Consider the following 26045-nt stretch of genomic DNA (forward strand, 5'->3'; position numbering starts at 1 on the left):
ACCTTCTGTCGCTTTTCACTTATGCTTCATTTATTGCCTTTTTTCTTTGCTAATCCATATCTATTTCTGGCTTCCTTGCTTCCTGTCTGTTCCAACATTTCCTTTTTCTTTGTTTTTTAGCGTATTTCTGTATGGAATTAAAATTGCTTCCATATGCCTATAATACTTGAGCGAACTCGATTGCGGTTACTGTCTCCCCAAACGTTGCCGCCCAGGAATCAAAGTGTCCCATACCCATACGCATGAGTGTGTCATACTGGAGATAACGCATGATAGTGTAAAGCTCGGTCATACTATTTGATACAGGAGTACCTGTAGCAAAGGTGATTCCTCTGCCGCCTGTCAGTTCATCCATATACCGGCATTTCATAAACATATCCGAACTTTTCTGTGCATCCGTCTGTGAGATACCCGCCACATTCCGCATTTTTGTATACAAAAAAAGGTTCTTAAAACTATGGCTCTCATCCACAAACAGCCGGTCTACACCCAACTGCTCAAAAGTTACCACATCATCCTTTCTGGTCTGGTCATTGAGTTTCTTCATCCTCGCCTGCAGACTCTTCTTTGTTTTTTCCAACTGCTTGATGGTATAATTCTGCCCTGCCTGATGTGCCGCTTCTTCAATGGAAAACGTAATATCTGCGATCTGATCTTCCAGCATGGCAATCTGCCGTTCTCTTGAAAGAGGGATTTTCTCAAACTGCGTATGGCCGATGATCACGGCATCATAATCCCCTGTCGCAATACGGGAACAGAACCGTTTTCGGTTTGCCGGCTCAAAGTCTTTCTTCGTTGCCACCAGGATATTTGCTCCCGGATAGAGACGTAGGAAATCACTGCCCCACTGCTCGGTCAGATGGTTTGGCACAACATAAAGATTCTTTTGTGAGAGTCCCAGCCGTTTTGATTCCATACCGGCTGCGATCATCTGGAACGTCTTTCCTGCTCCTACGCAATGAGCCAGTAACGTATTATTTCCATACAGCACATGAGCCACTGCGTTTTTCTGATGCGGCATCAAGGTGATCTCCGGGTTCATGCCGACAAACTGAATATGGCTTCCATCATATTCCCGTGGACGGATGCTGTTAAATCGTTCATTATAAATTTTACAGAGATCTTCCCGTCGGTGCAGGTCTTTAAATATCCACTCCTTAAATTCCTCTTTGATCAGCTCCTGCTTCTGCTGTGCCAGCATCGTTTCCTTCCGATTTAATTCCCGGTGTTCCCCATCGGCATCCTGTACCGTGTCATAAATCTTGGTATCTCTAAGGTTTAAGGCATCTTCCAAAAGGCGGTAGGCATTGGCTCTCTGTGTTCCATATGTGGAAGTAACAAGGGCATTTCCGTAGCTGTCCACATTTTTTCCCATAACATTCCACTGTCCGGTCACTTCGGCATACTGGACTTTGACCTTGCTCCCTACATAATATCTTGGTGTATGGAATGTTTCTGCCATGAACCGTGTAATGTAATCCTCGGAGATCCAGGTTGCCCCAAGTCTTGCTTCAATCTCTGATGCATCCAGATCTTTTGGCTGTACCTGCTCCAAATACTGCACATTCACCTGATATTCCGGGTGATCTTCTGCAAACTGTTTTGCGATCTGCAGTTTCTCCCTCACATTTCCAGAAAGATATTCATCCGACGGCTCCCATTTTTCACTGATCGGATTCTTAAAGATCACCCCTGCCAGTTCTTCGGTAAGCTCTGCTTCTGTTTTCCCGGAAAGCTGTGCCATATAGGAAAGTTCAACACCTGCCCTCTCACCAATGGAAACAGCAAGGGCTTCACTGGCAGTATCCACAGAAGTCACCGTTTCTGCCCGGCGGATCGTCCTTTTGGTAAAAATATCCGCTTTCCGTTTCAGTTCTCCCTTATCATCCAGAAATTCCAGAGAAGTCAAAAGACAATAGCTGCTGTCCTGACTAAATGCCCGCTTATTGGCATTGCTGCTGATAAGACCATATTTTGCTGTAAAGGTATCGTATTCTTCATTGAGTTTTCCCTGCAGCTTTGTGATCTGTTCATCGCTTCCCTCTTCCATCTGGCACTGGATCAGTTCATTCGTAATATCACGAATCTTCACCATCCCTTTGACACGTTCCGCTGTCATTGCCGGAAGCTCCATGCGGTTCATCACAGAGTTTTCCCGGTAATAAACTTCATCATCTACCACAGTAAAACTAAAATTCTTTACCTCCGGGTCTGCCGGGATAGAGACAACATCCTCCTCCAGCTCTGTATCCGAAAGTTCCAGTTCCGTGATCGTACCATGGATATTCTGGACAGCTTCTTTTAATTGTTCTTCTAAGGTAATTCCTTCTTTTGGTTTTACGGTCACTTCCTGCTTTCCATACTGGGTACTTTCTGTAGTAAACTCACCAAGCACCATTTCCGGATGCTCTGCAAAATAAGCATTGACTGAATAGCCTTCCGGTGTTTCCTTTAAATTTAACCATTCCGGTTCCTCAATGGATGCCCTGTCCCTTTTCTGGAAAAACAGAATATCAGAAACAACGCTGGTATTGGCATTTCTCTGGAACGCATTATTCGGTAATCGGATGGCTCCAAGCAGTTCTGCCCGGTTTGCGATATACTGTCTCACTGCCGGGTTCTGCTTATCCATCGTTCCACTGGAAGTTACCACTGCAACTACACCGCCCGGACGGACCAGATCAAGGGATTTTGCAATAAAATAATCATGGATCATAAAATGATGCCGGTCATATCTGCGGTCACTGACCTGATACGCCCCAAATGGAACATTGCCTATCACACAGTCAAAAAAGCTGTCCGGATAACTGGTTTCCTCAAATCCCTGTACTGCAATCTTGTTTTTCTGGTAAAGCTGTTTTGCGATTCTTCCCGAAACCGGGTCGAGTTCCACACCGTACATATTGGCTTTGCCCATACTCTCCGGGATCAGTCCCATAAAGTTACCGACACCACAGGACGGCTCCAGAATATTTCCCTGTTTCAGTCCCATATTTTCCAGTACTTCATACATACTTCGGATCACGGTCGGGGACGTATAAAAAGCATTTAAGGTCGATGCCCTTGCTGCACTGTATTCTTCCGGCGATAAAGTATTCTTTAATTCCAGATACTCATTCGCCCAGCTGCTGTTACTCTCCTCAAATGCCTGTGGGATACCACCCCAGCCAACATAACGGGATAAGATTTCCTGTTCTTCGGGTGTTGCCAGACGTTCTTCTTTCTCCAAAGTCTGTAACAAATGGATGGCTTCCATATTTGCTTTATACTTTGCTTTCGGACCGCCTGCTCCAAGGTCATTATCCTGAATCCGAAAGTTATGCGGTTCTGTTACAATCTTTTCTGCTTCCGGTTTCAAATATGGCTGGAATTCTCCTTCATATCCAAACAGTTCATTTTCTCCGGGAATATAATTGCGTCCGGTTTCCAGGCACCGGAACACATCGGCAGTTGGTGCATTGCTGACTGCATAAAACTCATCATACGAATATTTAGGGAAATCTTCTGTATGATAGGTCGACAGATGAAGTTCTGTATTGGAACGGGTCTGTGCAACCAGATCTTTTCCCTCTAGTCCTTCCGGCAATACCCCTACTGCTTCAAAGTGATACCCCTGATACTCAAAAACACCCTCATCCCAGGACTCTGCCAGTTCTTCTGCTGTTTTAGCTGTTGTCTCTTCTTCTGGTTCAGTTGGTTCCTGTCCCTCAGAATCTTTCGTTGTTTCCTGTTCCTGACTTTCCAGAATAGATTCTTCGGCAGTAACCTCTTCCTCTTCTATTTCCTCCACATCTGACATATCGACTACGGTCGGTTCTGCCACTGCCTTCGTATCCAAGAAATCAAACATGGTCATCTGGTGCCCTGACGGTTCTGTAAAGAATGGTTCTGCTTCTGGTGTCGGGAATATCGTATAGGTTCCTTCTGCATACTGGTGGAGTTCCGAAAGAAGTTCTGTTTTTTGCTGATAGTTTGTCCCATACGCTTCAAAATCCAATGGAAGAGCTGCCAATGCTGCATCCATCTTCTGTAACAGTTCTTCTGTCTGCTCTGGATTCTCTAAAACTGCCATCATTTCTTTTCTTGGTTTTTCCCAGAAGAAATCATCCGTAAATGGTCTGTCTATCTCTTCCGGAAGACAGTCATAAAAGCGGAGTACCTTATTTGCCATCTGTTCCCGTTCATATTCCGGCATACGACCATAATCTTCTGCCTGCAGGAACTGGTCATTCTTTATCAGATAAGCTACTCTGTTTGCAACTTTATTCCAGGATAATAGAATTGACGTATGCGGATTTCCATAAGTACCTCTTGCAAGAAACAATCCTTTTCCATCATAGTTTGCATGTGAACCATCGGCACCAGACAGTGCATGACTGCTTCCACCGATCCCATACTGTTCCTTGATAAAACCTGTCCTCTCTCTTTCATCCTCATGCAGCAGATAAAAGGAATACGTCCTGAGCCTGCCCTGTGAATATGCTCCACCTCCTGCAAGATAAGCATCAATCTCATCCTGTGTAATGAACATCGGATGTTCTTTCCAGGCAAAGCCGTCCCTAGCCTGATAAGGAATCACCTCATCCGCAAACTTCTGAAACTGCTTTGAGATATTTATAGGATTATAATGATGGAAACGCATAATAGAATGATTTTCTTCATAGGCTTCTGCCAGTGCATCCAGTCTTTCATTCAGTTCCGAAAGCCACTGGGGATTCTCCAGCTTTTCTTCCAGATAATCCGTGATCTCCGGATAGATACTGCGAAGATGTGGTAAATCCTCCTCATCGAAAACAATCTCCGCTACTCCTTCTGCCATATCCCCTTTCATATAGGCAAGAGCCTGGGCGTGTTCTTTTACTGCATTACTTCTTGCCGCATCCAATACAGACTGCGGTGCATATTCACCTTGGTCTAAAAGCTGATGGATACGTCCGCTGACATCTTCCCATGATAAAAATGCCTTATCTAAGATATGGTCTGTAACCGTATGCCCCACTGCGATCTGCATCCCGGTTTCATCAAACCAGACTGAATATTCATTTCCATCAATCTGAAAACCTTTTCCACCTTTACGGTATTCACGCTTCACAAACTCCGTATATTCCTCCGGTGTCTGTTCACTCATGAAATTATAGATGATCCGGAGCTGGCTTGCTTTCCGGTTTCCTCCTGTCCGTAAGATCTCATCAACAACTTCCTCTGGAATCGGGATTTCTCCGGCATAAAGGGCAGCCGTCCTTTCCTCGATGTTCCGCCTTTGTTCATCTGCAGTTGGATATTCGGGCAAAGATAAAGCAGAGGCGATCTCTTCCTCTGCTTTACTCAATCCATTTTCTCTTGTATCTTCGACTAACTGTATACCAATTCCGTCAAGATGCTCTCTTCCGCTGTTGCCATCAGTGCGTTCATGTGTGCTGTCCATGCCATCGGATCTGCTTCCTTGTCCGGTGCCGGATTCTTCTCCAGTAATTTCTCCATCTGGCTGTCCATTCTCTCCTGTGCTGCTTTCTCGATCTGTTCCAGATGGCTGTTCAGCTTCCCGGTCAGGAACAGGCTCTGATAAAGGCTGTTCTTGTGTTCCTTCAGAAATGTCCTCCGCAGCATCCCGTATTTCCCGATCGTCACTTCTTCCTCTTCGACGGTCAGATTCGGAAACAGGTAATCTCCCTTGCGATGATATGTCAGTTCCATAATCGGTTCCTCCTTCATTTTCAATATTTTCTTCTTTTTTCGTTTCTGCATCCCGGTTTTTAGTTTCACGTATTAACGTGGTAAAGTTATTATAGTTCCTTTCATTGGAATTTTCAACCTCTTTTCTCGCTTCTTCCAGAGAAATTTTATGTACGGTCTTTCCAATATCAATCAGAATACTCTCACTGAGCTGGCTTGCCGCATTTCCAAGGAAGGTGAGAACTGACAGACGGTTATAATCTGTGATATGCATGAAGTCCTCTTCTTCCAGAAGTTCCATCGGGTCAAGCCCGCATCGCCTGGAAAGCAGATAGTAAACACTGTCTGTTGCCAGCTGACGAAAATCACTGCGGATCGTCACCTCATCCAGATCTTCCAGATAAGTACCTTCTACAGCATATTCCAATCCATCCAGGTATTCCTCCAGATTGTCATTGACCATTTCCCTTGCGACCGCCATCAATGCGTCCTGCAAAGTTGCCGCATCCTTTTCTTCCAGAGCATAGACTTCTGCCAGATGGGTGAGGATCTCTTCTCTCTGGTGTTCCTGCATCTTCCAAAGATATGGGCTTCTGCCTCCGGCTACCATGTGGGTATCCGAAATATCAAACACATAACGAAGTTTGGTATTCTGCCAGGTTTCATCAAACAAGGCAATTCCTCTTGCACCACGATTTACCCAGCGTAACATCTTTTCATTCCATAGTTCCAGTGATGCACAGGCTGTTGCGTCTGGACGCTGTGCATGGATCAGAAGCTGGTCTGAAAAAGAATAACGATATAACCTTGATGCTGTGTCCATATAATCCATCCAATCCCCTGGCGAACTGCTCACTGATACGGCATGTTCCTGCACCAAGTTTCGGATGTCCTGTAGTTTAGACATTAAACTTCCCTCCTATCAATAAAAAAACAGCCCACTCTTTTTTAGAATTGGCTGCATAAAATGTACTTTACTTTTCGGAGAGAAAATGCTATATTCTAATTGAAAAGAGTAACCGCCCACAAGGTGGATGCTCCTGGATTAGGTTTTAATTTATTTTGCTCTCAAAGAGAGCTGCCTATCCTGTTGGCAGACAGGGTAGGCTATTTTTTTCGCTTGTTGTCCCTATTATCCAAATAGGCAAGCAAAGCAATCAGAAACGTACCGCCTAAGAACAATAAGCTCAAGACTTCGTATGTATCCATTCGCTCCACCTCCCTTCTTCTGTATCCCTTAACGGAATCTGAAAATCCAGGAGGTTTTTACCAACCCTGTACACGGTTACTCCAGTAATATTCTAACAGGTAACTCTCCGCAAAGCAATTCCTTTTTACTTCATACGGTTTTATATTCTGTTTTTCTCTTATCCTCTGGCCAATGCAGTTTCCATTCCAGATATTCCTCTTCTGTGATTCTTCCATCGCCCAATTTCTGCTTTTTCCCCATCCATTCCTGCAGATAAGACATTGTTTTTTTATCCCTCATTGTGATTCCAACTATTTCACTTTCTGAATCATTTAGCAGGAACAGATGAAAAAGCCCTCTATTTTCTTCATCCATCCAGAATAAAGTTTCCATTAATTCGTCCATTGTCGCAATTCCAGGACTTAAAAAATTTCGGACATCAACTTCCAATATTTCTGCTATCCGGATAAGCGTTTCCTGCTTCGGTGTACGCTGTCCACTTTCATATTGGGCGATTCTCACATCCGCACTACTTTCCCCATATCCTAATCTGCGTCCCAATTCCTTTTGAGTTATGTTGCGAAACATACGGATTTTTCTTATTCTTGCTCCTAATTTCAATTTCTTCTCCTTTTCAAAATGGGGCTGTGCAGTAACCACAGCCCCAGAACACTATTTATATTATCATTTGCGTTTTCTCTTAACTGTCACTACAGTTCCCAGACATCCTGCTGATACTGCAAGTGCCAGCACAAAAATAGCAATATTTGTATTATCTCCTGTTTTTGGTGAATTGGATACAGAAGTCGCATCAGAACCATGGGAACCAGGAGTGCTGACTCCCTGGTTTTCTGATGTTTCCGGAGTGTCTTTTTCCGGAGCTTTCTTATTTGTCAGATCCAGAGTATATTCAATCACAGGAGTACGGTCATTGACATATTCAAACTGAATCTTATGCTCGGTTTCATCAAGCTGATAGCCATCCAGTGTTTTTGTTTCTTTCAGGATATATGTGATTGCTTTTTTATACTGCCCATTCTTAAAAGTCGCAATCGGATAATTCTTTGATTCTGCATGGCCAGCACTGTCTGTTACCAGAGTTTCCAGAACTTTACCTTTGCTGTCACAAAGGGCAAATTCTACACCTTTCATTGGCTTCTTGGTATCTTTATCCGTTTTATTTAAGATTACCTTGCCCATTGCCTGTTCATCTTCCATTTTGGCTCCCTGAACATCTCCGGTGTCCTTAACCTCAAATGTCACTTTATTTGCCACAATATAGCCTTTCGGTGCTGTTTCCTCCAACAACGTATAAGTGCCGACTGAAAGTTTCTCTACATAATGGGGCTGATCACCAGATGTCCAGCTTTCCATAACTTCCTGGTTTTCATTAAGAATATACAGTTTAGCACCTTTGACCTCGCTGCTTCCATCTGTCATATCAACTTTACTGATCAGAATTTTTGTTGTATCATCCTGCATTTCTACTTTCTGTATATCTGCAGTATTTTCTACTACAAACGTAATGGATTCTGCAGTTGCATAACCATCAGCAGGAATTGTCCCTGTTAATGTATATTTCTTTCCAACTTCCAGTTCCTTAATGATGTGTGGTGTGCTTCCGGAAGTCCACTCATCCACAACGTTTCCCTCTGAATCGGATACTTTCAGTTTTGCACCTGGTAATTCTTCCCCGGTTGTAATATCTGATTTTGTGATTTCAAAAGTAGTTGGCTCATCTTCATAAGTGAACTCAAAGGATACTTCTGCAACCTCTTCTCCCGCATAAGCAAAATCAAATTCCTTGATTTCTTCTGTTGTCACAAATCCAGCAGGAGCCTGCACTTCTTTTACATAGTAGTTGCCATTGATTGGAAGATCTGCCGTAAATACAATCCTTCCATCCTGATCCGTAGCTTTCTGCTCGATCATGGTATCTGCTTTCAGGATTACTTCGCCTTCTGCATTTAAAATATCATTCTTTGTATAAAGTGCAAATACTCCGCCTTCCAGAACACGGTCTGTATTTTTTTCTTTCTTAACTACAGTTACTTTTGCTTTCTGGCGGTTATTCTGCCAGTCCTCATCATAAGTCACAACCGGAGTATTCTGATCACGATAAGTCAGATCAACCTCTCTGATTTCTCCATCCAGAACATATCCATCCGCCGTCTCTTTTTCCTTTACATAATATTTGCCTAAAGGAAGATCTTCTGATCTTGCATATCCAAGAGCATCTGTCGTAATTGTTGCTACCAATTCGTCCTTTTTATAATAATCACTGCTTTCCCCATCTGCAGCCTTGATATCCTCCGCCGCATAAATTTCAAAAGTAACATCTTTCAAAGAACCTGTAACATAGCCAAATGCTGCGTCCATGCCGCCTGCCAGCATATCTTTCCAGGTAACTTCTTTGACAAATTCACCTTTTTTATTGATGATGATTCGTCCAACCGGAACAGCATCCTTCATTTCTACTTTTTGAACATCTGCAGTATCAGAAACTGTAAATTTCACTTCCTCTGCCTGCAGATAACCATATGGTGCAAACTCTTCCCGAAGTGTGTAGGTTTTTCCCACATGGAGTCTTTTTATTACATGAGCTTTTCCTTTTACAGAAGTCCATTTTTCTACTTCTTTTCCGTCTGAATCCAAAACCGTCAGTGTTGCTCCGTCAAGTTCCACACCTGTTGTAATATCTGATTTCGTAAATTCAGTTGTTGTCGGCGCATTCCTAAAAACAGTTTCCAGTTTTACTGTTTTTACTTCCTGTCCCTGATATTTCGCAGTCACCTCAATCTGCTCATCCGAAGATACAAAACCATCTGGGGCTGCCAGTTCTTTCACATAATAAGTTCCAAATGGCAGATCCTGCTCAAAAACAGCTTTTCCATCTTCACCTGTTACCGCTTTTGTAAGCAGTTCGTCTGCTTTTACCAGTACCTTATCCCCTGCTTTTATATCCTCTTTTGCGTAAAGACCAAACTCTGCTCCAGAAAGCCCTTTCTCATTTTCAGCATCTTTTTTCACAACTGACACTTCTACTTTCTGGCGGTCATTTATAAACTCTGCACTCTGTGAGATCACTGGTGTATCCTGGTCTGCATAGACGAAAGAAATTTTCTGTTCTTCTTTATTTAATACAAATCCCTCTGGTGCAGTCTTTTCTACCACTTTGTATTCTCCTAAAGGCAGATTATCAAGATCTGCTTTTCCGGATTCATCCGTTGTCAGTTCTGCAACTTTTGCACCCTTTGCATATTCCAGGATTCTTTTTGCTGTGTCATCTTTCTGGAAATCAGCTGTATAAATATCCTCTGCAGCATACACTTCATATACTGCACCGGAAAGATTCTGAACTTCATACTTAAAATCATTTTTATAGGTCGAAAGAACCTCTCCTTTTTTCTGTACAGTGAGTTTTCCTTTCACCGGATGATTCTCATATACAACTTCAATGATTGCATCACCTGATATCGGATCAGTCTGATACAGGGTATTGGTGTCCACCTGTATTTCGACATAATTTTTGTTAATGGTATAACCGTCCGGTGCTGTTACCTCTTCGATTCTATAATGACCGATTTTTAAATTCTGCGGCAGGATCAGATATCCATCTGTATCTGTGAAATAAGAGATATGTGTAACGGTTGTCGGGTATGTAGTTACCTGCTCTACATATTTTTCATGATCCATATCATAAATTTTAAACTCTGTTCCCGGAATTAGAACAGATTTTTTAGTCTCATCATCCTGTTTGATAATTTTCAGTTTTGCAGAAAATTCTTTATCCAAAAGAACTCTCCATGTCTGCGGCTCTGTTGGTTTATTCTCTGTAATCCGGACAATAAAATCATCTACAGGTTTGTAATTATGGGGTGTTGTAGTTTCTCTCACCAGATATGTTCCATATGGAATTGCAATGGATTTTACATAGCCTTTCTCATTTGTAAAAATTTCCGTTGCTCCATTTTCACCGATCACAACTGGCTCTGCAGAGGAAAAATCATAATTTCCATCCTCTTTTACCACCAAAGAAGATACCAGATATGCACTAAATCCAGCTCCGGATAATAATGCAGCATCTGTATCTCCATTATTGGCAGCTTTAATAAGTTCAAACGGCTGTTTTTTTACAGTTTCCATCGAAGTACATTCTTTTTCTACAACCGCTGTCAGATCACCTTCATCACTGCATACAAGGTCATATTCATTCTCATCTGTCAGATATCCTACGGAAGGGGTAATTTCCTTGATATAATACTCTCCAAGATAAAGATTCTCTATCCTTGCTTTTCCTTCTTTATCGGTAGTTAGCGTACCAATCTGGCTTCCGGCTTTATAAATAACGCCGGTGTTTCCATCTGGATGGGTAATATCGTTTCTTGCATAAAGTCCATACACCGCATTTTCCAGGGAAGCATCTCCCTGTGCCTTATTTTCTTTTGTCTCGGCATCTTTTTTATTTAAATTGATTGCAGCACTGATCCTGTCATTTACAAAAGTATGACTGAAAGAAATATTGGCCTGCTCATCATTGGTATAATTGAACTGGAAAGAATAAATATCTTTCTCATTTCTGACATAGCCCGCCGGAGCCTGTACTTCTTTCACATAATAAGAAAATCCCACTGGAAGATCTGCTGTAAATGCTGCTTTCCCATCAGAACCAGTAATTGCAGTCTCAATCAAAGCATCTTTTTTTACCGCTACTTTTCCATCTACAGTTTTCATATCCTGTGCTGCAAACAGGGCAAAATGCCCTCCGGAAAGTGCATTTTCAGTATCTTTGTCTTTCTTTATCACCTGCACCACTGCTTTCTGACGATCATTTGTAAAAGTAGTCTCTGAGAAAGCCGCTTCTGCAGTCTGCCCTGCATAAGAAATGGTTACTTTCTTTGTTTCTTTTGCATTATAGAAATTTTCCGGTGCCTGTGCTTCTGTTACATTATAGCTTCCAAGTGGAAGATCCTTTACAGTTACAGAACCGTCCTCACCTGTGATCAGATTTTTTGCTACTTCTGCGCCCTTTTTGTAAACTGTTTTTCCACCTGCTGTCACAATGTCCTCGGCAGCATATACGTTATAAACAGCCCCTTTCTGGCGACGTTTCTCATACTGGAATGAAGTTCCATTTTCATCGGATACAGCTCCTACAAAAACTTCTCCTTCTTTATAAACGGTCAGATTTCCTTTCTGCTCCTTGTCTGTTACAGTCTGTTTGGTTGTACTGCCAACTACTAATTTCACTCCATAAGAGGAAGCCTGGACAACATAACCTTCCGGTGCTGTGATTTCTTTTAAGTAAACTGCATCCTGTGTCTTGGTAAGTGTTACACGTGAAGAACCATTACTGTCTGTTGGTGGCATTTTAACAATCAGTTTTGTGCAGGCATTATCACTATATACCCCATACACTGCTCCAGCCAGATTTTTTCCAGTGTCGCCGTCTTTCTTTGTAATTTCGATAACTGCTTCTTCCGGCCAATTAACTGTAATCTGCAGGTCAGAGGAATCTGTATAGTAGCCAAAACCAATGTCCTGTGAACTCTCCAATTTTAAGAGCATTGCATGGAAATCCAAAGGGAAATTAGATGTGATCGCATACTTTCCTTTCAGACTGCCCATATTGGCAGTTGTAGCTACAAGATGAAATTTCTCTCCACCCTTTACAGTGACATTTCCAGATGCCGTTTTTCCTGTGGTTTCATTAACAAGACTTACTCCATTCTCCAGATGAATGGTAATGGTAAATGCTTCATTCGCCTTCCAGGTAAAACTTTCTGTTTCCTTTCCCGTTGCATTAACGGAAAGTCCTGGAAGAAGTTTCATTGCTGTCGGATCAGGCATTTTAGCAAGAGCTGCTTTGATCTCTTTCAGCATGTTTTTCGCTGTTGTAGAAAGCGCACCTCCAAATCCGGATTCGCCATCATATAAATAATCAACCAGGTAATGCTGCATGGCTCTTGTCTCAGAACTGCATCCATATTTTTCCATGATGGATTTTACATTGTACCCGTTGAATGTATGTCCCCATCCAGGACCGCCATATCCATAGAACAAAGCTTTCCGCAGATACTTATCATCTCCACCCTCATCCAGTTCAACCATATTTTTATATGTTGTCCCACTTGGAGGTGACTGCATGGAGTGCTGCATACAATACGCATTAACTGTGTAAGTCTTTCCGCCTGCTTTATAACGAACATATTTGTAGCTGTCATTTCCACCCTGACCCATAACTGTATCAAACGGATGAAGCTGGCCATCTGAATAATAGTAATATTTATTTGCTTCAATATTTGTTGCATCATCCCATGGAGTATCGGCTGCAAGTAACATGATACCGTTCTCTGCCTGATCCATGGAAACACTTAGGTCAATGTCATCTGCTGGCATTTCAAAACTGAATTTATCCGATTCTTCGTGATAAGTCACCTCTGAATATAATAAATCTTCTGTATTCTCTGTCTGGTTTGCCTGTACTTTTGTTGTTCCTACTGCAATTAAGCTGCCTTGCGGCATATCTCCGGAAAATACAACGGTTTCTCCTGGCTGATACTGTCCATCTTCATGGTTCAGCTCAATATGAAATTCCTCTCCACGAACAATATTTACCTGATAATTTTCATCTGCATCTTCTGTTTTCTCTGTTCCATCTGTAAAAGAATCATCTGTCGCTTCTGGCATTTCTTTCGGATCTGTATCTGCAATTTCTTCAAATGTGCTGTCTGTATCCGGATTATCTATGGCTGGTTCTTCTGTTGAAACTTCCTCAGACGGGTTTTCCGGGATTAATGTGTCTATTGGCTCTTCCTCAACAGGAATTTCTGTCGGAGTTACTTCTTCATAAATTTCATCCTCTGACGGAATTTCTGCATTTACCTCATCCTGCACAGGTTCTTCACTCTCTACAGAGCCTATAGCTGGATCCTCGTCTTCGGCTTCATTCTCATTTTCCTGGTTGCTTACAGATTCCTGATTTTCAGATTCAGCAACCTGCACCACCGCTTCCTTTACAATCAGCTTACGATTGATCTGATAAATTGGGTGTCCACTTACTGGCTCCACATAATAAACAGCTTTGTATGTATCTTCATAATCTGTTGTAAAGTCCTGTTTTTCCTCATTTTTTGCCTCATGGAAAGTGATCTTTACCTTTTTTTCATCTGGTATTTCCAGTCCGGTAAAATCTTTCTCCACTTCAAAAATACTGCCTGTTTCCAGTTCCAGATCTTTTGCTTTTACCACTTCATCTGCATCCAGTTCATTTTTTACCTCTTCGTATAACGGCGGCTCTTCTGGCACTGGCACTACATCTGCCGCATAGGACAGTATTGGAGATAGAATTGTAGATAACACTGTAAGCATTGCCAAGAATCCCGACAAAAATCTTCTCATATTTTTTTTATTCTTCATTCTTTTTTCCTTTCTTCCGTTCCGGGAAAATCAACTGAAACTTTGGATTTCCGGTTTCTGAAACCTCCATCTTTATAGTTGCTTCATACTTCCTTTTTGTTTTCTCTGATACCAGATCTTTGAAATGCACCTGCTTCTCACTCAGCAGCTTCCTGACAGTTGCTTCATCAAGTGTTTTTCCCTGACTCTCAAAAAATCGGTTATTTTTCCATAAAGTAAAACTGCAATCACTTCCTGAACAATAATAATTTCTCTTTCCCACATAAACCTTATTGCCGCATCTTGGGCATTTTCCAATTTCTTTCCGACCATCTGAAAATAGTTTCTGGTATTCTTCCACTGGCTGTCCATTATCACTTACCAGTTTGGTAACCATTTTTTCAATTCCGTAAAGAAACTCTTCTGCATTTTTCTGACCTTTGGCGATCAGTGTCAGATCATTTTCCCATTCTGCTGTAAGTTTTGGCGATTTGATCATTTCCGGAAGAATCCTGATCAGATTTCTTCCATCTGTTGTCGGTAATATCTGCTTCTTTTTACGCTCAATAAAACCTTTCTCGACCAGCTTCTCAATAATCGCCGCCCTGGTAGCCGGAGTCCCAAGACCTTTTCTCTCTGCGTCTTCTGTCATTTCCGAGCTACCAGCGTGTTCCATGGCACTAAGAAGTGTATCCTCGGAAAGATTTTGTCAAGGGTAGTTAAGAAAAATCTTCACTGTTTATGTCATGTAATATCAATCTGTTAATCTTATCCGTCATGGTTTCCTTGCTTGTTTTGCTGAAATGAATTGCCACGTTGTAGGTAGTTCTTCCGATTTTCTTTTTGATATGCGGACACTGTTCTTTGTCTGTTGTCTGCTTTTCTGTCTGTTCCATAAATCTCCTTTTCCCAACGAAAAAAGGTGCATGAAATCCTTCTGTTTTCCATGCACCTCACGCTGTATTTAAATTGTATTTTCGTGTTTCTTATCCGGGTTCTGCTCCCTTGTCTGCTCGTCCGCTCTCTGCTGTGCTTCCATTTCCCTGAGATTGCCTTTGAAAACGGAAAGCCTTGCAAGGTCGGTAGCAACCCTACTGCTATTTCTCTGTATCTGCTCCTGCTGTGCCAACACCTCCGCTAACTGCTTATCAATATATGGCTTTGATATTTTCATATTTTCCGGCATGACTGCCTTTACCCTGTCACGATATATCGCATAGTTTTCAAGCTCTGTTTCATGCTTTTTCTTAAAGGAATTTTTCCTCAATCCGTTTAATGCCTGATATTCTTTCATGACTGGCTGATACTGCTTGTAATCGTCATAGTCAGATACCGCCTGCGTCCACTTCTCATAACGCACACTTAACTCTGCAAGTTCTGCCCTGCAATTCTCCAACACCTCCGTCTGCTTTTCCTCAAACGCCCTCACATCCTCCCATGTTTCAAGACGGTTTGTGTCAAGCAGCTTTGCAAGCAGTTCCACATTACCCAGAAGCCGCTTGTCTTTAAATCTCTGTACATATGGGAAAATCGGTCTTACAACCATTTCTGACCTTTGTTTCTGCAACATCTCCAATGCGGTCTGAACCTCTGGCTTTTGTTTCGGTACGGAAGGATTGATGGATTGATTACCGTCCTTTTCTGTCCGGTTTTTTCTCTCAAAAACAAATCTGAAAACTCCCTTTTTCAGTTCCTCTTTGAGTTCAGAGATAAATCCACAAATCTTCATTATCATGGCATTATATTTCTCGATTGCACGATTGATATTGCCCCTTTCTGTCCGAATGCCTTTTCGTTCCAATGCACTTGCTCTTTCCCCTAAATGAATGGTCGGAATAAGAGGTATTCCTCTGTCCTTATAGGAACGTGGATCAACACGCTCGGCTATGCCTGCTTTTTCATTGGTGGCATTGATAACCTCAGCAATGGCATTTCTCCATTCCTTTGCCTTGCCTTTCTCATTCCAGTCAATCACATTTACTTTCCGGCTTTTATAGCCTTTTCCGCTGGCATTGGGTATCTGGTTACCGTCTGCGTCAAGGACATATTCTTTTCTTGATTTTGCTCCCCATGTACCATCCTCATTGAGAGGTCTGAGGGTAAGAAGGATATGGATATGCAGATTAGGCTGTCCTTTATCGTTGTACGAACGATGAATACCATAATCTGCACACATTCCCTTATCTACAAACTGCTCTTTGATAAAACGCTCCATGACCTGCCTTGCGGTGGCTTCGTCCCACTCATTGGGCAGGGAATATTTCAGGCTCCTTGCAAGCTGGGCATTCTTCGCTTTCTCGTTCTTTTCTACAGAGTTCCATAATACTGCCCTGTCTGCAAATTCCGGTGGTGCGTGTTCCGGCAGAAGCACACCTGCACCGACTAAATCCTCTTTGGCAGTTCTGTTATAGGTCATGCCATAATAATCACTGTAAAGGGATGTCCTGCTGATATAGGCTGACTGCTCAACCGCCGACTGTCCTTTGCTCCGCTGGACTATGGATGCCCTGCTGCTAATTGTTCCGTTCTTCACTGTCCTCTCCTTTCCCACAACGTAGCGGGTTGCATCGGCAGACTTTGTGGGCAGATGAAAGCACGTCTTTTTGTGATTTCATCTGAACGCAAAGTTCACTAGGGTAGGCGGTTCTTTTTACCGCCGAAGGGAGTGTAGCTCCCTTATAACAAAAGGCTTGCCTTTTGTTCAACAAGGTGCCTGCACCTTGTTATCGGATACGAAGTAGCCGACTGCCCTCTGCAAGGTCTCCGCTCCGCTTCGGTCCGTGCAAACGGATGTCCCCCGGACATCCTGCACCCTTCGGAGAACGCACAGCACCGCCCCAAAGGGTGGTGTATCTGTGCGCCCTCAACAAAGTTGAGGGAATTGGCTACAACGCTGCACATTCCCTATTCTTCTTCGTTTTCGTCCTCGTCTGCTTCCTCATTTATCGCCGTATCCGGCATTTTTTCCTCCGCCCTTGCAAGCTCCCGTTCAATCTGCTCCATGCAGTTCTTGACCTCTCTTGTGGCAAATGCCACCTGCATAATCCGTCTGGTCTGCTCCTCGCTGTATCTCCTCGGCTCATTAAGGAATGTTTCAAAGTTTGCACCCACCACAATCTTTCTGTGGTTATCTGCTTTCCTCTGCTCCATCTTTGCCTTTTTCATCAGCATATCCAGCTTGTTCTTTTCCTGCTCCATGCGTTTCCGCTGTGCTTCGATTTTATTTTCTAAATTCATCTTTCATTACCTCTGCTTTTTTATATTTTTTGTCGGTAAAACAGAAAAGCGGTGCTTCCGTTTTATTGGATAACACCGCCTAAATGACTGCCCGTATTCGTTTTGATTTCTGCAATGTACTCCTGTCTCCTTTCTGCCCCTGTCGCTGTAAATAAAAAGAGCAACTAAGATTTTTATTTCTTAATTGCTCCATACTTGTATTACTTTACTAAATTTTTGTTAAAACGATAGCCAACTCCCCAGACCGTTTGAATGTAAATTGGCTTGCTAGGATTGTCCTCTATCTTTTCCCTTATGTTGCGGATATGGCTCATGACAATGTTATAATCGCCGAAATATGGTTCTTTCCATACAGTATCATATATCTGCTCTTTGCTAAATACTACTCCGGCATTTTGAGCTAACAACAATAGAATTTCAAACTCAGTATATGTCAGTTCAATCTCATTTTCCTCACGAACCACGTTCCGCTTATACTTATCAATACAAAGTCCTTCAAATTGAAGTATACCTCTATCTTCATATTCCAAAATCTCTGTTCTATTACCTATACACGACAAAATACGGGTAAGAATATCCTCTTCATTCTCCTCAAAAGTTAATAATAAAACTTTCACATTTTTATATCTCTCCTACCAACTATGCATCATAATTCGTTGATTGTTGCCGTAATTGCCATATTGCGAATACGTTTTGCTGGAGCATATATTGCCACAATACATGAGAAAACAACCAGTAAAAGTACAATTGCAATGGTAGCAAAAGGAATATTCCATGAACCACCAAAATGAGTAATAACAATCTTTGCATAAATCAGATAGTGAAGTAGCAGCCCAAGTATAATTCCGGCAGCGGTGCCACAGATAGCATATGTGACTGCTTCAGCAGTTATCATCTTCGCAACCTGTCCGCTTCCCATACCAACAGCACGCATAGCTCCATATTGCTTTATCCTTGCAGATACCCCCATGGAAATACTGTTTGTAATATTCAGCACCGTAATCAGAGAAATGATTGCCAGAAAGCCATATGATGCAATTCGGAATACCCAATAAGAACCGTTGATGTCACTATTTTCTTCCCGGTTATCTACAAATAAACAATCGCCCACCAAATCACGAATTTTACTTACTGCCGCCTCCGATACATCTTTTTTCAATACTACGCTTATCATAGCAAATCTGCACTCTCCCGTCAGACGCATAAAGGTTTTTTCCGAGCAGACCACGGTCGGTGCACCGCTGACACTTCCTACACCCTCGGATGTAACGCAGACAATCTCAAGTTCCTGGTTTCCAATCTTAATTTTATCCCCGACACCCAAACGGTAATCTTGATTATACACTGCCATCGCATAATTTCCATCTTCATAAACTCTTGATATATCACCGCTGATTACTGACTTCTTGAATGTATCAAGCAGAGTCTTATCATGGGAAAACAAATCAATTTCTGTCTCATTGCCATTAACCTCTACAGAAAATGCTGTGCGTGTCATCATACCAAAAGCCGATTCTACGCCCTCTATTTCAGCAATTTTGTCCGGAAGATTACCATCCAAAGAATTCGTGTCATCTTGGCTTGCAATTGTAATATCCGGCGTGAATTTGCTGGTCACTGATGGGAGAAGCTTATGCACAAAATCAAGGCAGGCAGAAAATGCCAAAAACAGCACGATCATAAGTGCGAAGGATCCTGTCATAAGGAATAGATTTTTCTTCGTACCAGTTGCATGATGGATGCCCAGAGATGTTTCAACTTTTAAAAATCTTGTTTTAGCTGCATGATTAACATTTTTAGACATATCTGCATTGCCGGATACCGCCGCAACTGGAGAAACCATAGCCGCTTGCTTTGCCGGAGAATGGGCTGCAATAAATACAGTAATGACACCAACTAAAGCACCGCAAAGAATACCGTTTATACTTACTGCAAAAAGTGGCATATCAACCCATTCACCTTTCACAAAAAACCTTAAGATTGCACATAATATCCAACAGGTCACTGTCCCCAATGCACAGCCTATCGGGATTGCCGTTTTACACCAGTTTAGTGCTTCAAGCCTGACAAAACGGATTATCTGCTGCTTGCTTGCACCAATACAACGCATCATACCGAAAAACTTTGTCCGTTGTGCCACATTGCTATTCATACAGCTTGAAATCATAAATACACCTGCAATCAATATAATAACAAAACAAGCCGCTGCCAATGGATAAAGTTCATTTACACTTTCGTTACTGCTGGCTCCCAACATTCCTAAAACAGCTGTATTCTCCTTTACATTTTCTGCAGTCAGATTATATTGTTGCATCATATCTGCAATCGTTTTCTTCAGACCGTTTTCATTTTGGAAACGAATATAGAATTGAGACTCAGACTCTACACCATTAAGCCTACGAATTTCGTCAAAAGTCTTCCGATTCATAAACACACAGCATCCACCAATAATATCGTTAAACTCTGTATCATCCTCGTAAAATCCGGAAATAGTATATTTAACGTCTCCCACAGGAGTATCTAAAGTAATTTCATCTCCAATCTTAACACTAAAAAGTTCTTTTGCATCAGCACTAAGAGCAACTTCATTTTCATTCTGCGGATACACTCCCTCTGTCGGATACTTCATAATATCTGTAATGTAGCTTTCCTCAATGCCATATAAAACTGCATTTTTACCATCTATGTAATAATTCTGTTCTGCATCGGTATTTATCTCATCGTACCAAGAAGAAACTGCAACATTAGAGTTCTTTCTAATCTGTTCTGCTTCATCCTTCGAAACATTTTGTAAAGCAATATGCCAGTCCCCATGATTATGACGCATTGCTGTTGTTTCTGCATCCGTCCACATCTCAGCCATAGAGAAGATAGATGTTACGAGAAACACCGCAAGAATAATACAAATTCGTGTCATTCGACTCTGACGTTTATGCACTTTTGCAGAGATGGGCACAAGACTTAAATAACTTCTCATTCCCTACACCTCCCGAAATCAGTCAATACACCATCCGATACCTGCAATACACGATCTGCAGTCTGTGCGATGCTACGATTGTGAGTAATCATAATGATAGTCTGTTCGTATTTTTTCGATGCCTCTTTCAGCAATGCAATGACCTCACTACTGTTCTGTGTGTCCAGATTTCCTGTCGGCTCATCGGCGAGTATGAGTGACGGTCTGGTAATAAGTGCTCGTCCAATCGCTACTCTCTGCTGTTGACCACCGGATAACTGGCTCGGCAAGTGATTTCTGCGCTCCTGCAAGTTCAGAACAGTAAGCAGTTCTTCCAGATACTTCTTGTCGGGTTTCTGATAATCAAGAAGCACCGGAAAAATAATATTCTGCTCTACAGTAAGCTCTGGAACAAGATTGAACGCCTGAAAGATAAAGCCAATATTTCTGCGCCGGAACACAGTAAGGTTTCGATCATTCATGGAGAAAATATCCTTTCCATCAATCATTACCTTGCCCGATGTTGGCGTGTCCAGAGCACCAATCATGTTTAGGAGTGTACTTTTTCCAGAACCAGACTCTCCGACAATCGCTACATACTCACCTTTTGGAACGGAAAAACTGACATTTTTCAATGCCTTCACAGCAGTCTCTCCGCTGCCATAGGTCTTACAAATATTATTGACCTCTAATAAGTTCATAGTGCAAACACCTCTTTCTCAATGATTTTAATATTAGGCAGGTTGACTTTCCCCCTGTCCTATGTCTGAAAGAATAGCACATGAATATTACTGCAAGGCTACAGTCAGCCTACAATTTTGTAGGAATCAGAAAATTCATTGTGAAAGTCGTCCCTCTGCCTAATTCGCTGTCAACCTCAATGGAGCCGCTATGTGCTTCAACGATTGCTTTTGCCAAAGGTAAACCAAGTCCAATTCCTTGCTTATCCTTTGAAAAGCGGCTACGATAAAACCGCTTGAAAATATGGTGTAAATCCTCTGGGTGAATCCCGCAGCCGTTATCTTTTACAACGATTTGAACGGCATTGGATAAAGCTTTCCATTCAATGCGAACTGTATCTCCATTGGCTGTATGGTCGAGCGCATTTTTTACAATATTATCTATGGCTTCGATCAGCCAGTCACGGTCACAAAGGAGTGAAATATCCTCTGATTCAGACAAAAGGATTTCCTTCTGTTCCTGTCTAGCCCTATATGCAAAATGTTGTTCAACATCCTGCATCATATCAGCTACGCTCTCCATACTTTTCTCAATCACAATGGAGCCAGCATCCAGCTTTGTAATCTTTAAAAGACTTTGAACCAATGTTTCAATACGATCAAGTTCCTGTTCTGATAGTGTGGCAAATTCTTTTATATTTGGCAGTTTCTCCGCTTCATCCTGCAACAAACCATTATATATATTCAGTGCTGCCAACGGTGTTTTCAATTGATGCGATATATCAGATATGGTATTTTTCAAAAATTGCTTTTCCCTTGCTTCATTCGCTGCATGGGCATTTAACACCGCAGCTAGTGAATTTACCGAATGGAATAATCTATATAATTCGCCCTCATCATCACATTCAATACGGGCATTTGCATTTCCTCCAAGATAAGAATTAATCTGTGACACTGCATCCTCCAACATTTTGTTTTGTCTGCGAAAATACAAAAAACAGACCATCAAAATTGCAAACGTTGTCAATAAAGAAAGAAACAATAACCAAAAAGAAAATTTCTCATACAGCACCCAAATCAATACTTCTGTCAGAACAAGGAAATTTACAAGAACGACCATTATTGCAAGGAAAAAATGCTTTATGTCTTTATTTACAAATATTTTCATAGAATACCTCAACCCAAAACATTCCACTTATAACCCATACGTCGTACCGTTAATAACATTTGCGGTTCACTCGGATTATCTTCAATCTTCATTCTCAATCTGCGCATATATACAGTAAGCGTACTGCTGTCAATATAGTTACCCTCACAATCCCACAGCTTATCCAGTATCTGTTCCTTTGTAAGTACAACATTGGGATTTTTCATGAACAAACAAAGCAGCTTATATTCTGCGGCAGTCAAATCAATCAACTTCTCATTTTTGAATACTTGTCCTTGCAGCATAAGCACCTTAATTCCATTTGATTGCAGTTCTGTATCAGTTGAATTAAAGCCCTTTGCTCTCCGAAGCAAAGCATTTATCCTTGACACCAAAACTCCCAACTTAAATGGTTTTGTGATGTAATCATCACCGCCAATATCCAGCCCCATAATAATATTCATTTCCTCGTCAGAAGCAGTCAAAAAGATAATCGGCACTTTTGAAACTTGCCTAACTTTTTTGCAAAATTCATAACCTGTACCATCGGGCAAAGATACATCCAAAACCAGTAAATCATACTTGCCCTCACCCCATAACTCATTTGCTTCTTTTAATGTTCTGACAACAGCTAACTCAAATCCCTGCTTTCTAAAAGCAAAGGAAAGCCCATTAATCAAACTTAAATCATCTTCAAGCAGTAATATTTTACTCATGTTTATTTTCCTTTCTTCTACCATCCTTAGGTTTTTGTGCTGATTTGGGTATCAGCCAAACCGTTCCCATCTTTACAGCGCCGGGAATACGTCCGGCAGAGCAATAATAATTTATCCAACGAGGTGTTACACCCCATTTTTCACTAGCTTCTTTTAATGTCATATAATCCATATCTATCCCTCCGAATATTATTATAATTCGCTTTCTCGAACAAAACAAGATTATACTCTACTATGCTGATATATCACTCAAGGATTTCCAAAACCAACGTATCAAACTTCTACCCATTTCCTCCGCTTAGAGTAATATTTCCCACACCACACAATCCTGCACCGGAAGCTCTGCTTACATTCATACACACACTTCTTGCACTGATCATTATATTGTATCCTGTTCTTATCATTCAAAAAGAACACCCACAACCGTTTTTCTTTTTTGCCCATCCTCGCCACTGCGATACCCTCCTGCAAAATGTTCAAATTATGTAGCCTTTTTTCGTTTTTTATGCCCTTTAAGCGTATCAAAAGATATGCAAGGCATATTTCCCTGTCACTTCATCAGGAACGCCTTAAATCGTCAATTTCCTGTCAGGAAAGGCAATCAGTGTTCAAACCGATTGCCCCCTCAGATGTTGTGACACTTTCTTATTCCGTCTGTATCTGCCGGAATGCTGCTTCAAAATGTGCTAAAGCCTTATCCCTTTCTGTCTGCTGTTCCTTTGTCAATGACCGTTCATAATCTTCAAATTCTTCTGTCCCGTTGACCTTTGCCTTATCCACAATCCAGCAGAATTTCCATTTATCCAACAAGTGATGATACAAGTCCTCTACATTGTCGTAGTTGGAATTATTCTCAAAATATCCATCCATGTAATACTCCAGTACAATAAAGCCGAACCTAACATCATATACCACACACATATCTCCCAATTCATCCATCATACTGCGGAACAGTTCCACAACCTTTGTACACTTTCTGATTTCTTCCTGTTTCATAAGCTCTCTATCCTCCATACCCTTAACCGTTTACTGTGACTTCCTTTGATTTCTGTTCTTCCCCTGCGATACGCTTTCTCCGCTTTTCCATGTATCTGCGGTTATATTCTGCTTTTTTTGCCCTGCGTGCTTTCAGCTTTTCATGCTCTGCAATTTCTTCCGCAGTCGGTTCTTTTACAGGCAGTTCAAACTTCCCGATAAAGTTCAGGTAAATCTCCACTTCCTGTACCCTTTCTCCGCTGGAATAATCCGCTTCATGGACAAGTATCTTTTCCACAAATTCATTCAGCATGGGGGTAGTTAATTCACTGAAATCCGTATAGCGTTTCACAAGTTCTATAAATTTGTCTGCCCGGACTGTATCACTCTCATATTTTTCAATCTCGGCTTTGGCATTTTCCATAGATATTTCAATGGTGTCCTGTTCATTTTCAAACTCGCTGAGCATAAATTCAAAACGCTTGTCAGACAGCTTTCCGCTGATATTATCCTCATACAGTTTCTTCATCAGCATATTCAGCTCGTTTACACGCTTGGTATCCTGTGCAATTTTTCGCTTTAAAGACCTTATGCTCTCTTTCTGCTTGTCTCTCGAAGAGGAATATATCCTGTTGATAAATTCCTCCTCATTGGTAATCACATAATCACTGACCGCTTTGATGGTTTCCAGCACCAACTTTCTTACAACCTCTGTCCTGATATAATGCTGGCTGCACTGTTTGTCATAACTCTGTCTGCTTAAGTTATAGGTGGAGCAGTTATACTCATCACGATCCGGTCTGCGTTTTCCGTTTAATTCCCCTTTCCAATTTCTTGCCCTTCCTGCTCCGCCACGATGGTTGTACATTTTCGCACCGCAATCAGCACAATACAAAAGCCCCGTAAATGGATTGGCTTCGCCGACTGTATCCGTCCTGCGGACGGTCTTTCTCAGTTCCTGCACCTTATTCCACATTTCTTCAGAAACGATTGCTTCCTGTGTATTCTTGAAAATAACCCAGTCCTCTTTTGGTGTCTTTTTTGCCCTCTTATCCTTGTAGGACTCTTTATAAGAGCGGAAATTTACGGTATGCCCCATATACTCCGGCTTGGAAAGAATATCCCTCACCGTTGCCCCACGCCACACATAAGGGGTTGCAGTATTATTGTTGGAACGACAGGTTCCAAGTCCCCGCTTGGCAAGATAATAGGATGGACGCTCGATTTGTTCCTCCGACAGTATCCTCGCAATCTCATAGGGTCCTTTCCCCTCCAGAGACATCCGGTATATCCTGCGCACCACCTCGGCAGCTTCTTCGTCAATTACCCACTGGTTTTTATCTTCCTCACTTTTCCGGTAACCGTAAATGGCATTATTGGTGGTGTGTTTTCCCTCCATTCCCCTTGCACGAAGCACCGTAGTCACTTTCCGGCTGGAGTCACGAATGTACCACTCATTCATGATGTTTAGAAACGGGGCGAACTCACTGCTCTCCCTTTTCTGATTATCAACTCCGTTTGCAATCGCAATAAAGTGGACTTCCTTTTCCTTGGACATGACCTCCGTATAAAAGCCCACCTGCAGATAGTCACGCCCTATCCGGCTCATATCCTTTACAATAACTGTGCCAATGCTTCCGTTCTCAATTCCTGCTATCATTCTTTTCCAGTCCGGTCTGTCAAATGAACCGCCGGAATAACCGTCATCTGTGAAATGCTCTATGTTAGTATAGCCATTCTGTTTTGCATAATCCTCAAGCATCTTCTTCTGGTTGACGATACTGTTACTGTCCCCTACCATTTCATCATCACGAGAAAGTCTTTCGTAGAGGGCAGTAATCTTTTCATTTTCTGCTTTTTTTGTTCTCATTTTTTGTCCTTTCTTGTGCTTTTTTCTTAACTACCCTTTACAATATAAGTCCTCCGTATAATGCTTCGGCGGTGCTGTAAAATGTTCACTAAATTTTACAACAACACATTCAAATACCTGTCCTATTTTTATATCTGGAAAATCACTTTCCTCCCTATATAGTCAAGTCTTTTTTCCTTGAAAATCAAGGATTTTTTAGTGTTT

General features: G+C 41.8%; 15 protein-coding genes and 1 pseudogene. All 16 read right to left on the reverse strand.

The window, feature by feature from the left end:
* Window positions 1-157: 157 nt before the first annotated feature.
* The 16 genes and pseudogenes from DXC01_RS21090 to DXC01_RS16045 all read right to left on the reverse strand — a co-directional run bounded on the left by DXC01_RS21090 (window position 158) and on the right by DXC01_RS16045 (window position 25841).
* Window positions 158-6580, reverse strand: coding sequence for a DEAD/DEAH box helicase family protein (locus DXC01_RS21090; RefSeq protein ID WP_330427689.1), 6423 nt, complete (start codon window positions 6578-6580; stop codon window positions 158-160).
* Window positions 6581-6780: 200 nt separating this feature from the next.
* A complete protein-coding gene (locus DXC01_RS20710) occupies window positions 6781-6882 on the reverse strand; it encodes a putative holin-like toxin (protein WP_015524590.1) in 102 nt (33 codons plus the stop codon).
* A gap of 130 nt (window positions 6883-7012) precedes the next feature.
* Window positions 7013-7522 (reverse strand): helix-turn-helix domain-containing protein, encoded by a 510-nt coding sequence (locus tag DXC01_RS20900; RefSeq protein WP_279221581.1) that lies wholly within the window; start codon window positions 7520-7522, stop codon window positions 7013-7015.
* 24 nt (window positions 7523-7546) lie between these two features.
* Window positions 7547-14281 carry a SpaA isopeptide-forming pilin-related protein gene (locus tag DXC01_RS15980; RefSeq protein WP_118699293.1) on the reverse strand — a complete coding sequence of 2245 codons (6735 nt, stop codon included), beginning with the start codon at window positions 14279-14281 and terminating at the stop codon, window positions 7547-7549.
* Window positions 14271-14954 (reverse strand): annotated as a pseudogene (locus tag DXC01_RS15985) (DNA topoisomerase); the annotation flags it as partial. The pseudogene DXC01_RS15985 and the gene DXC01_RS15980, both read right to left, overlap by 11 nt.
* Window positions 14955-14979: 25 nt before the next feature.
* The gene (locus DXC01_RS15990) at window positions 14980-15156 is read right to left on the reverse strand and encodes a transposon-encoded TnpW family protein (RefSeq protein WP_118699295.1); all 177 of its coding nucleotides are present in this window, start codon (window positions 15154-15156) and stop codon (window positions 14980-14982) included.
* 68 nt (window positions 15157-15224) lie between these two features.
* Window positions 15225-16793 carry a MobQ family relaxase gene (gene mobQ, locus DXC01_RS15995; protein ID WP_158583642.1) on the reverse strand — a complete coding sequence of 523 codons (1569 nt, stop codon included), beginning with the start codon at window positions 16791-16793 and terminating at the stop codon, window positions 15225-15227.
* 371 nt (window positions 16794-17164) lie between these two features.
* On the reverse strand, window positions 17165-17497 hold the full coding sequence (locus DXC01_RS16000; protein WP_118699297.1) for a DUF3847 domain-containing protein: 333 nt from the start codon (window positions 17495-17497) through the stop codon (window positions 17165-17167).
* A 200-nt stretch (window positions 17498-17697) separates the two neighbouring features.
* Window positions 17698-18114 carry a winged helix-turn-helix domain-containing protein gene (locus DXC01_RS16005; protein ID WP_118093858.1) on the reverse strand — a complete coding sequence of 139 codons (417 nt, stop codon included), beginning with the start codon at window positions 18112-18114 and terminating at the stop codon, window positions 17698-17700.
* A 29-nt stretch (window positions 18115-18143) separates the two neighbouring features.
* Window positions 18144-20474, reverse strand: a complete 2331-nt coding sequence (locus DXC01_RS16010) for an ABC transporter permease (RefSeq protein ID WP_118699298.1) — start codon at window positions 20472-20474, stop codon at window positions 18144-18146.
* Window positions 20471-21154, reverse strand: coding sequence for an ABC transporter ATP-binding protein (locus tag DXC01_RS16015; protein ID WP_118699299.1), 684 nt, complete (start codon window positions 21152-21154; stop codon window positions 20471-20473). The genes DXC01_RS16010 and DXC01_RS16015 overlap by 4 nt, the downstream gene beginning before the upstream one ends.
* 109 nt (window positions 21155-21263) lie before the next feature.
* Complete coding sequence (locus DXC01_RS16020; protein WP_118093861.1) at window positions 21264-22301, reverse strand: sensor histidine kinase; 1038 nt, start codon at window positions 22299-22301, stop codon at window positions 21264-21266.
* Between the two features lie 8 nt (window positions 22302-22309).
* Complete coding sequence (locus DXC01_RS16025; protein ID WP_118093862.1) at window positions 22310-22996, reverse strand: response regulator transcription factor; 687 nt, start codon at window positions 22994-22996, stop codon at window positions 22310-22312.
* Window positions 22989-23168, reverse strand: coding sequence for a helix-turn-helix domain-containing protein (locus tag DXC01_RS16030; protein WP_118093863.1), 180 nt, complete (start codon window positions 23166-23168; stop codon window positions 22989-22991). Before DXC01_RS16030 ends, DXC01_RS16025 begins: the two co-directional genes overlap by 8 nt.
* 473 nt (window positions 23169-23641) lie before the next feature.
* Window positions 23642-23992, reverse strand: a complete 351-nt coding sequence (locus DXC01_RS16040; protein WP_118699301.1) for a hypothetical protein — start codon at window positions 23990-23992, stop codon at window positions 23642-23644.
* A 22-nt stretch (window positions 23993-24014) separates the two neighbouring features.
* Window positions 24015-25841 (reverse strand): recombinase family protein, encoded by a 1827-nt coding sequence (locus DXC01_RS16045; protein ID WP_118699302.1) that lies wholly within the window; start codon window positions 25839-25841, stop codon window positions 24015-24017.
* Between the last annotated feature and the right edge of the window lie 204 nt (window positions 25842-26045).

It is taken from the genome of Blautia sp. OM07-19 (genome assembly GCF_003481595.1).
Taxonomy (GTDB): Bacteria; Bacillota; Clostridia; order Lachnospirales; family Lachnospiraceae; genus Blautia_A; species Blautia_A intestinihominis.